The organism is Clostridium sp. CF012 (assembly GCF_018861755.1).
In the GTDB taxonomy this organism is placed as follows: Bacteria; Bacillota; Clostridia; order Clostridiales; family Clostridiaceae; genus Clostridium_AD.
Genome location: NZ_JAHLEF010000018.1, coordinates 1 through 11,427 on the forward strand (window position 1 = coordinate 1; position 11,427 = coordinate 11,427).

General features: G+C 33.3%; 7 protein-coding genes. 6 read left to right on the forward strand and 1 reads right to left on the reverse strand.

Annotation, left to right across the window (positions count from 1 at the left end):
* Positions 1 to 392: 392 nt before the first annotated feature.
* Entirely contained in the window at positions 393 to 2,387 is a 1,995-nt protein-coding gene (locus KPL50_RS15580) for a translation factor GTPase family protein (RefSeq protein WP_216299461.1), read from the reverse strand.
* 213 nt (positions 2,388 to 2,600) lie between these two features.
* On the opposite strand from KPL50_RS15580, the gene KPL50_RS15585 reads away from it, so the two are divergent.
* The 6 genes from KPL50_RS15585 to KPL50_RS15610 all read left to right on the forward strand — a co-directional run bounded on the left by KPL50_RS15585 (position 2,601) and on the right by KPL50_RS15610 (position 11,423).
* The gene (locus KPL50_RS15585) at positions 2,601 to 4,979 is read left to right on the forward strand and encodes a DUF3656 domain-containing protein (RefSeq protein WP_216299462.1); all 2,379 of its coding nucleotides are present in this window, start codon (positions 2,601 to 2,603) and stop codon (positions 4,977 to 4,979) included.
* An 18-nt stretch (positions 4,980 to 4,997) separates the two neighbouring features.
* Positions 4,998 to 7,361 (forward strand): endonuclease MutS2, encoded by a 2,364-nt coding sequence (locus tag KPL50_RS15590; protein ID WP_216299463.1) that lies wholly within the window; start codon positions 4,998 to 5,000, stop codon positions 7,359 to 7,361.
* A gap of 40 nt (positions 7,362 to 7,401) precedes the next feature.
* Positions 7,402 to 7,866: a DUF523 domain-containing protein gene (locus KPL50_RS15595; RefSeq protein ID WP_216299464.1), complete on the forward strand. Its 465-nt coding sequence runs from the start codon at positions 7,402 to 7,404 to the stop codon at positions 7,864 to 7,866.
* Between the two features lie 14 nt (positions 7,867 to 7,880).
* Positions 7,881 to 8,894: an alpha-hydroxy-acid oxidizing protein gene (locus KPL50_RS15600; RefSeq protein ID WP_216299465.1), complete on the forward strand. Its 1,014-nt coding sequence runs from the start codon at positions 7,881 to 7,883 to the stop codon at positions 8,892 to 8,894.
* Positions 8,895 to 9,042: 148 nt separating this feature from the next.
* The gene (gene glnA, locus KPL50_RS15605; RefSeq protein ID WP_216299466.1) at positions 9,043 to 10,473 is read left to right on the forward strand and encodes a type I glutamate--ammonia ligase; all 1,431 of its coding nucleotides are present in this window, start codon (positions 9,043 to 9,045) and stop codon (positions 10,471 to 10,473) included.
* A gap of 53 nt (positions 10,474 to 10,526) precedes the next feature.
* On the forward strand, positions 10,527 to 11,423 hold the full coding sequence (locus tag KPL50_RS15610; protein WP_216299467.1) for a phosphate butyryltransferase: 897 nt from the start codon (positions 10,527 to 10,529) through the stop codon (positions 11,421 to 11,423).
* Positions 11,424 to 11,427: the final 4 nt, after the last annotated feature.

Consider the following 11,427-nt stretch of genomic DNA (forward strand, 5'->3'; position numbering starts at 1 on the left):
TGTAAAATCCTTAATGCTCATTTATCCACCTCTAATCTTTATTCCATTATACATAGAAAAACCCTATAGCGTAGGTTTTTTTAAATCGTCTACTCTATAGGGTACATTTTACTATCGCTCAGACATGAATTTTTCTTTACGCATCTGCAAATAAAATAAATTGTGAATTACTAGGGCTTACTCAAATGCATTCTGCGCAATATATACTTTTGTTAGCATAATATAAGAAAAAATATTTAAGTTTGAAAACTATTATTATTATTTTCAACTATTAAGGACTTCAGTAGGAGGTTAAAAATCCAACTGAAGTTTTTTCTTTGTTATGGTAATACATGGATTAATTAAAAATGATTAGCTTTTATTTTAAGTATCAAATGACGGATGATTCTTTTTTATAATGCATTTCTCACATAAAGTATATATTTAGCTCTATCTAAAGGGTTAACACCAATTCTTTCTCTTATGGATCCTATTTCTAAGGAGCAAGGCTCATAACTCAAAAATCCAGTTGTCATAATTCCTTTCCCTGAGGAAATTCTTCCTAATTCTCCTGGATATTCAAGTGAGGTGGATACAGGCATTTTTCCTTCTATTGTAAAAGTACCGTTGTGTATAAATGGAGTTTCAAAGCTCCCACGCATTTTTATAATATCATTTAAAACTCTTCCCCCTACATCCTCAGGTACAGTAATTCTAAACTTAATTATTGGTTCGAGGAGTGTAGTGCCTATTTCATTTAGACCTCTCATGATGCCCATGGCGGATGAGGTGGCAAAGTCTCCTGAACGTGAATGCATAACATGGTCTTCACCGCACGTAAAGGTTATCTTTAAATCGGTCACTGGCCAGCCGTATATACCTTGACTTAGAATTTGATCTAAATTATCTTCTATTTCTCTTTGATACTTTATCTTTACTTTTTCAGTTCTTACCTTAGATTCATAGATAAGACCAGTTCCCATTGGTAGTGGCTCAATTAAAAATTCAACTATAGCCCAGCAGGGTTTGGGCATAGTATAACGAGATTCACCATATCCACTTGCTATAGGAGTTTCTTTGTAGATAACAGAGGGTGGACCAAAGGTAACCTGTAGGTTAAATCTTTCCATTAAAGTAGCTTCAATATATTCAATTTGTATTTTACCCATAATCCGAATATGAAGTTCTTTCTTTTCTTTTATCCATTGCATGTTTAGAAGGGGATCTTCCTCTTGTAAGAGCGTTAAAGCATCAACTAAAGCTATATAGTCTTCTTGAATTTTTGAATATATTCTTAATGTGAGAAGTGGGGTTGTAATTGTTTGGAGACTAGGAATATAAGTTTTGCTTCCAAGGATATCGTAGGTGCTACAATTCAAACCACTCACCATTACCAAATCACTGCTGCTAGCTGATTTTACATCAATTTGTTTTTGATTGATCAGTTTTTTTATCATAGTAATCTTTTCACTTTTGCCTGTTGTTACATTAAAAATATCATCTCTAGTAGATATTGATCCACTAAATATTTTTATATGAGCTATTTTACCTGTGGTTTTGTTATGAGAGATTTTATATACCAGTGCTGAGAGCTCAGAATCATCTAAATTTTGAGGCCCTGGAAGATAATCCATTATGGCGTCCAGCAGTTCCTTAATTCCTTCGCCTTTTAGTGCAGTACCATATAGCACAGGGTAGATTTTTCCTTTAATAGCTTGCACCATTATCTCATCTTTTATCATTCCTAAGGTTAAAGTACCCTGGAAAAATTCCTTGAAAATTTCTTCATTACAATTACCTAGAATATCTACTATATCTTCAAGTAATTGTTTGTGAGAAAGCTCTTTTATTTCTGATATATTTTTTGTGTAATTTGTCTTATCAAATAGGTTGCATACAATAAACTCGTTATTTTTTTCATAGACGAGTTGTAGTGGTATAAGATCCTTTGTAAGAAGCTTTTTCATATCAACAATAATTTTCGAGGGTAATGCTCCCAAACGATCTAGTTTATTTATAAAGAATATTGAAGGTGTATTTAATTCCTTTAAAGCATTAAAATATACCTCTGTTTGAGGTTGTACTCCTTCTACTGAGGACAATACTACGATAGCTCCATCTAGAACACTTATACTTCTCTCTACTTCAGAACTGAAATCAATATGCCCTGGAGTATCTATAACATGGATACTAGTTCTTTTGTAAGTAAGATCAATTTCAGCAGCTTTTACTGAAATACCTCTTTGCTTTTCCATATCTAAAGAATCTGTATGGGTTGTACCTTTATCTACGCTGCCTAAAAATCTGCTAGAACCACTTTGATAAAGTAATTGTTCAGTTAAAGTTGTTTTTCCAGCATCTACATGGGCAACTATACCAATATTTCTAATACTATTTTTTACTGTCATATTTATATCTCCATTAATCAATTTTTTTAGGCTAATCATCCCCAAAAAAAAATCAGGAAGTTAGCTAGTCTAATTTTTATTATATTCCATTATTTTTATTGTGTCTATGAGTATGAAATATGAGCAATATTAATATAAAATAATATAATTTCTTAATTTATCACGACTTTTATTGTATAATAAGACATAGAACACTTAATAGGAGAGATGAAAATGGATAAAATTGAATTACTAGCCCCTGCTGGAAGTATGGAAAGCGTAACTGCTGCAGTGCAAATGGGCGCAGATGCAGTTTATATAGGAGGAAGCAAGTTCTCAGCAAGAGCTTATGCTTTTAATTTTGATGATGAGAATATTGCTCGCGCGGTAGATTATTGCCACCTATATGGAGTTCGCGTATATGTTACATTAAATACATTAGTAAAGGATAATGAATTAAAAGAAATTATGGAGTATGTAGGATTTTTATATAGCATAGGAGTAGATGCTTTATTACTTCAAGATACAGGACTCATATACTTAATAAGAAATAATTTTCCAGAGTTTGAGCTCCATGCGTCTACACAGATGACAGTTCATAATGGTGAAGCTGCACTATTTTTAAAAAATATGGGCTTTAAAAGAATTGTTCTTTCAAGAGAGCTTAGTTTAAAAGAAATTGATTACATATCTAACACACTAAAAGTGGAAACAGAAATTTTTGTTCATGGAGCATTATGTATATGTTATTCAGGACAGTGCCTTATGAGTAGTATTATAGGTGGTAGAAGTGGAAATAGAGGTAGATGTGCACAGCCCTGTAGATTACCTTATACACTAATAGACAAAAACACTAACAGGGAGCATAAGGCATACATTTTAAGCCCTAAAGATATTTGTACTTTAGATAACTTAAAAGATATAGTAGCGACCGGGACTTCTTCATTAAAAATTGAAGGAAGAATGAAAAAACCAGAATATGTAACAGGTGTGGTGGAGATATACAGAAGGGCATTAGACAACATTTATAACAATAAAATACAAAAGTTAGATAGGGATACTAAAATTTTAACACAATTGTTTAATAGAGAAGGATTTTCAAAGGCGTATCTTTATGGCAATAAAGGGAAAGATATGATGGCATATAAGGTTCCTAAGAATTCTGGAATTCCAATAGGAAAAGTTGCCCCTGATTTGTCAGTAACTCTTTTAGAAAAGGTGGCTTTAAAAGATGGCGTTATGTTTGGTGAAGATGGGTTTGCCATATCAAAAATTATTATGAATGGAATAGAAATTGAAAAAGCAGTAATGGGAGATAGGGTTTTATTAAAACCAACTAAATTTAAAGCCGGAGACACTTTATATAAGATTTCCGATGTGGAACTTATGAGTGAGCTTTCCAAAAGTTATAGTGATGCGTTTAAGCGGAAGATAGAATTAAATCTCTCAATAGACTTTAGTGTAAATAAACCACTGTGTATAAGTGCTAGTTATATGGGAGAGAACTTCAATGTGCTAGGAGAGCTTGTTCAAGCAGCTGTTAATAAGCCATTAGACAGAGAACGTATTATCAAGAATCTCTCCAAAACAGGAGACACTCCTTTCAAAATAAATGAGGTGAACTTTGAAAGCTTTGAAGACGGCTTCCTGCCAATGGCAGCATTAAATTCAGTTAGGCGAGAATTAACAGAGAATATTCAAAAGCATATAATAGGAAAGTATAAAAGAGAAAAAAACAGTACACAGATTAATTATGATAAAATGAAGAGTTTACAAATAGAAGTGAATAATTTAGAAGCCCTGCATAAGCAAGATAATGTTATGCCGGAGACACTTATTTATGTAAGTAATGAGGAGCAGCTAAGAGCAGTACTAGAAATGGGCTTTGATAATATTGCTATAAACCCTTTTATGAGGGAGTGTAACATAAACTTTAATAAGTATGATGTAAATATTTATCTGAAAGTACCTAATATTATTAAGGGTGAATTCGAAAGTGTTTGTGACTTTATTGAAAATAATTTAACCAAATTAAAAGGTATTATTACAGCTAATTTAGGAATAATTAATAGGTTTAGCAAAAAAATCAGTATAATTGGAGATTATAAATTAAATGCTTTTAATAGTTATTCAGGAGACTTTTACAAGGATTTCCTTACGGGAACATGCATTAGTGCAGAGCTTAATCAAAAGGAAATCAAAGAAATAGCAGCTAAAAATTCCTTGCCACTGCAAATTATGGTTTACGGAAAATATGAGCTTATGGTTAGTGAATACTGTGCTATAGGAAGTGTTTTTGGTAACAAAAATGATAATAGCGCTTGCGTAGAGAAATGCACTAATGGAACTTATTCACTTAAAGATAGAATGGGTGAAGAGTTTAGGATTAATACTGATAAATATTGTAGAAGCTATATTTACAATAATGTGCCAGTAAATTTGATTTCTAATATGACAGAAATCATGAAAAACAAAATCTGCTGTTTTAGATTAGATTTTATACATGAGAATTATGAAGAAACCCTTGATGTTCTAAGAAGTTATATAAAAAGAACTTGGAGCACAGATTTTAAAAATTATACTAGGGGCCATTATAAAAGAGGCGTGGAATAAAGGAAAGACGGTGAAACTATGAATACTAAATCATTAAGAGTATTAGAATATTATAAGATTAAAGATAAAATTAAAGAATATACCCATACTACAGCTGGCAAGGATATTATAGAGAAATTAGAACCTTACACCAATATTTATGAAGTACGCGAACACCTTCAGGAGACTAATGAGGCACTATTACTTTTATCAAAAAAAGGGAGCGCACCTTTTGAAGGGATATATGACGTTCGTGATGCTATAAACAGGGCATCTAAAGGGGCTTCACTTATGCCAACGCAACTACTTAGAATAGCACAAATGCTTAGGTGTGCTAGACTATTTCAGAATTATGTTGGTAACAAAGGTGGCGAAACTTCAAGAGTCTTAGAGGATATATGCATTGGAATTGTTCCAATGAAAAAATTAGAAGATGAAATTTTTATTGCTATAATAAGTGATGATGAAATTTCAGATAGGGCTAGTAGTCTCCTTTTTAGTCTAAGAAAATCACTAAAAGAGAAGAATGCTTCCGTAAAAGAAAAGGTAAATTCACTAGTTAGATCTAATGCAAAATATCTTCAAGAAAGTCTTTACACTATAAGAGGAGATCGATATGTAATTCCCGTTAAAATAGAGCATAAAAGTAGTGTTCCGGGTATTGTTCATGACCAGAGTTCCTCAGGGGCCACATTATTCATTGAACCAATGAGCTTAGTGAATTTAAACAACGAAATCAAAGAAATCATGTTAAAGGAAAAAGCTGAGGTTGAAAGAATCTTAGCTGAATTATCCTATAAGGTATATGAAAATATAAATATTGTTACAAGTAATGCAAATATAGTATGGGAACTAGATTTTATTTTTGCTAAAGCGAGATATGCAATAGAAGTTAATGCTATTATCCCGAATGTTAATGATGAGGGTATAATAGATATAATAGAGGCCAGGCACCCTTTGATAGACCCTAAGGTAGTAGTTCCAAGTAATATTTACTTAGGAAGAGGATTTACATCACTAGTAATAACAGGACCCAATACTGGAGGTAAAACAGTAACTTTAAAAACCGTAGGTTTAATCCAGTTAATGGCTATGAGCGGAATTTTAATTCCAGCTAGAGATGGTTCCATGGTAAGTTTTTTCAATGAAATTTTTGCAGATATAGGCGATGAGCAAAGCATAGAACAAAGCTTATCTACTTTTTCCTCTCATATGACAAATATAGTAAATATAATTGAAAAAGCAGATAAAAAAACCTTGGCTTTGTTTGATGAATTAGGAGCTGGAACAGATCCCACAGAGGGAGCAGCTCTTGCTGTATCAATTCTAGAAAATTTAAGAGAAAGAGGCACAAAAGTAGTTGCAACTACACATTATAGTGAATTAAAAGGATATGCACTAAAAACCGCAGGGGTTGAAAATGCTTCTGTAGAATTTAATGTGGACACCTTAAGCCCTACTTACAGACTAATAATTGGAGTGCCAGGAAAATCCAATGCTTTTGAGATTTCCATGAGACTCGGGTTACCTGATTATATTATTAAAAATGCTAGAGAAAACATTTCTAAAGAAACCTTAGAGTTTGAAGAATTAGTTCAAAGTCTACAAGAAAAGAGCATAAAGGCAGAAAGAGATGCTAGGCTGGCAGAAGTATTGAAACTTGAGGCTAGTAAGTTAAAGGATAAATATCAGGAAAAACTATATAAACTTGAAAATATTAGAGAAAATGCAATGTATGAAGCTCAAAGAGAAGCAAAGAGACTGATAAGAAATGCTAAAGAAGAATCTGATGTAATTCTTAAAAATATGAGAGAACTAGAAAAGTTGGGTTATCCATCTGAAGCTAGGCAAAAGCTTGAAGAGGAAAGAACGAAAATAAAAGATAAGCTTGAAAGCTTGGATAAACATGTAGAAAAAAATAAAGATGATTTAGGTAAAAAGTTGAAGATTGTAAAAGAAGGTCAAGAGGTATATTTACCATCTCTAGACCAAAAGGTTATTGTAATTTCAAAACCTGATAGTAGAGGAGAAGTACAAGTTCAAGCAGGTATTATGAAGATAAATGTTAAAGTAGATGATCTGCGAGAATCAAAGGTTACGGAGGAAGAAAAGAAAAAGGCAAAGATTAATAAGCGAGAGCTTAAGCTAAATTTAAAAAATGTTTCAACTTCCGTAGATTTAAGAGGGATGGACGCTCAAGAGGCTATTTATACTGTTGATAAGTATTTAGATGATGCTTATTTAGGAGGACTTAAAGAGATTACCATTATTCATGGAAAAGGAACAGGAGTTCTAAGAAATACTATTACTGATATGCTTAAGAGACATAGTCATGCTAAAACTTATAGATTGGGAAATTATGGTGAAGGTGGTAGCGGAGTTACTGTAGTAGAACTTAAATAGTTGCGTGTCAATTTGCAGGTAACTAAAGGAGGATTAGTGTATGATTATTGTAAGTGCATGTTTATGTGGCATTAATTGTAAGTATGATGGTGGCAATAATTTAGATGTGAGAGTACTTAAGCTTTTGCAAGAAGGAAAAGCAATACCTATTTGTCCAGAACAATTAGGCGGACAGGAAACGCCTAGGGCTCCTCACGAGATTATAAATGGAAATGGCGCTGATGTATTAATAGGCAAAGCCAGAATTCTTGGTCCAAATGAAGGTGATGATGTAACTTCAAAGTTTATAAAAGGTGCTTATGAAACACTAAAAATAGCACAAGCAGCTTCCGCTAGTATCGCTATACTAAAAGCAAGAAGCCCATCTTGCGGTGCATCGCAAATATACGATGGGACTTTTAGTGGAAGTAAAAGACCTGGTAATGGAGTTACTGCGGAATTATTATTATCCAAAGGCATAAGTGTTTATACAGAGGAAAATTTAGATGGAATAAAATTTGACTAAGGGGGAAATAAGATATGAATTATAAAGATGTTTTAAAAGAAGCTAGGGGCAATTTAAACAAAAGCTGTAGAGTTTGCCCTATATGCAATGGAGTAGCTTGCGCTGGCGAGGTACCTGGAATGGGTGGAAAAGGAACTGGAGATGCTTTTAAAATTAATATAGAGGCACTTAAAGCTTATAAACTTAATATGAGAACCATACATGATGCGAAAAATCCTGATACCTCAACGGAACTATTTGGGAGAAAAATGGATATGCCTGTGTTTGCAGCTCCAGTATCAGGTACAACCTTAAATATGGGTGGTAAATTTACTGAAGAAGAGTATATATCTTGGGTTATTAGTGGATGCCTCGCAGGCGGGATTTTCCCAATGGTTGGAGATACTGCTGAAGATTCTTTTCTTACAACTAATCTTGAGCAATTAGAAAAACAAGGTGGAAATGGAATTGTAATCATAAAACCTTGGGAAAATGCTAATGTTATAGAAAAAATTAAACTAGCAGAAAAATCTGGCGCCTTTGCAATAGGTATGGATATAGATGCTTGCGGCCTTATTACCTTGGCCCTTGCTGGTAAACCAGTTATGCCAAAAAACGTAGAAGAGATTAAAGAAATTGTTGCATCAACGAATCTTCCATTTATTCTTAAGGGAATAATGACAGCAGATGAAGCAAAACTTGCAGTACAAGCAGGCGTAGCTGCAATTGTAGTGTCAAACCATGGAGGAAGAGTATTAGACCAAACTCCGGGTGTAGCAGATGTCCTAAAAGAAATTGTGGAAGAGGTTAATGGAAAAATAACTATTTTAGCTGATGGCGGAGTTAGAAGTGGTGCAGATATACTTAAAATGCTAGCATTAGGTGCAGACGCTGTGCTTATTGGTAGGCCAATTGTGGTGGCATCCTTTGGAGGCAAGGCAGAAGGTGTAAAATCATACATAGATTTCTTGAAAAGTGAATTAAAATCAGCTATGGTACTTACAGGATGTAATTCCATAAAAAGTATCAAAGAAAGAATTTTATATTAAATATTCCTCAAAAGCCGCTGAAATATTGTGGCTTTTTTTGATTTATTCTAATTCCTTTAGCAGGTTGAATTGACAAAAGAAAATCATGTATTATACTAAAATTATGAATATTAAAAAATTTCCAATAAAGAAACAGGGGGGCTTAGAAATGTTTAGTAATATTAATGAAATACAAGAATTTATAAAGGAAAATAATATTAAATTTATAGATTTTAAAGTGGTAACACTACCAGGCAGATGGAATCATTTAACAATACCTGTTGAAAGGCTATCAGAAAAGACTTTTTCTGAAGGAATAGGCTTTGACGGATCAAGTTATGGATATTCAACTATAGAGGACTCAGATATGAGATTTCTTCCTGATATGACTACAGCCTTTGTTGATCCATATTGCAAAATACCAACTTTAAGTATGATTGCAAATATGTACACTCTTGGCAAAAATGAAGGAAGATTTTCTGGGGATCCTAGATTTATAGCTGAAAAAGCAGAAAGATACATGATTGAAGCAGGTATAGCTGATGAATATGTAATAGGGCCAGAATTTGAATTTTATATATTTGACCATGTAAATTATGAAGTTACAAATCATCATCAAGAGGTTTTCATAGATTCTAAGCAAGCACCATGGAATACAAATGATAAAACAGAAAACTTTGGATATAAAGCACCTTTCCAAAAGAGTTACCATTTAGGATTACCTTATGACCTTAATAATGATCTAAGAAGCGAAATGTGTTTAAAATTAGAAGAAGCAGGAATTCCTGTGAAATATCATCACCATGAAGTAGGGTCTGCTGGTCAACTTGAAATAGAAGTTGAACTTGGGAAAATGACTAAAATGGCTGATGCTACAATGATGGCAAAATACCTAATTAAAAATGAAGCAGTAGCTCACGGAAAAACAGCTACTTTTATGCCAAAACCATTGTTTGGAGAAGCAGGAAGTGGAATGCATGTTCATATGCTTTTAAGAAAAAATGGAAAAAGCCTTTTTTATGATGAAAATGGATACTCTAAAATGAGTGATACTGCTCTATATTTCATTGGTGGAATATTAAAGCATGCTAAAGCATTACTTGCATTTACTAACCCATCGACTAATTCTTATAAGAGATTAGTACCTGGTTTTGAAGCACCAGTATCAATTTGCTTTGCTACAGGAAATAGAACAGCAGTAATAAGAATTCCTGGATATATTCAAGACCCTGAAGCCAGAAGATTTGAATTTAGACCATCAGATGCTACTGCAAATCCATACTTAGCATATTCTGCACTACTTATGGCTGGTATTGATGGTATAGAAAATAAAATCAATCCAACTGGTGAAGGATATGGACCATATGATGTAAACGTTTTTAATTTACCCAAGGAAGAACAGGATAAAATCGAGGCATTACCAAAGTCTTTAGATGAAGCACTTGAGGAACTTAGAAAAGATTGTGGCTTCTTATTAAAAGGTGGAGTATTTGATGAACATTTCATTAATACTTGGATTAAGTTCAAATATGAAAAAGAAATTAATAAAGTAATTCCTGTTCCATCACCTATAGAATTTCAATTGTACTATGATTTATAATTAATAATAGTGCACAACTAGCATTATGTATGTTAAGAGAAAGGGGTTAGATCATGATTAAAAGACTTGATGAGTTAATTGAACTTGCTATAGGCAAAGATAAAAAAATATTATCAGTAGCTGTAGCGCAAGATAACATAGTTTTAAAGGCGGTGGTAGAAGCCGTTAAACTACAAATCATTGATGCCATATTAGTTGGTGATGAGGATAAAATAGTTGAAATTGCACTACATGAAAATTTAAGTCTTGAAAATATTAGAATAGTAAATGAGAAAAACATCATAAAAGCCGCAGCAAAAGCTGTAGAACTTGTATCCAGTGGTGAGGCTCATTTCATAATGAAGGGGATGCTTGGTACTTCCGACTTATTAAAAGCAGTGCTAAACAAGGAGGCTAATTTAAGAGGCAAGGGACTTTTATCACATGTTATGGTCTATGATGTACCTACTTACCATAAATTATTGTTTTTAACCGATGGAGGTATGGTCACATGCCCTGAACTTAAAGAAAAAATTGAAATAATTAATAATGCAGTGGAAGTAGCACATGCCCTGCAAATAGATATTCCAAAGGTTGCACCTATTTGCGCAGTTGAAGTTGTGAATGCATCAATGCAGGCAACACTAGATGCTGCGGCACTATCCTTAATGAATAAAAGAGGACAAATAAAGGGTTGCTTAATTGATGGTCCGTTGGGGCTAGATAACGCAATCTCAAAGGAAGCTGCAGAGCATAAAGGTATTATAAGCGATGTAGCTGGTGATAGTGACATTTTACTTGTACCAAATATAGAGGCTGGAAATTTTTTAGGTAAATCTCTTACGTACTTTGCCAAGGCGGAAAGTGCAGGAATTATAGTAGGAGCAAAATGTCCAGTAGTATTGGTTTCCAGGGCGGATAGTGCAAAATCAAAATTATACTCTATAGCTCTTGGAGCAGTGGTAGTATAAAAGT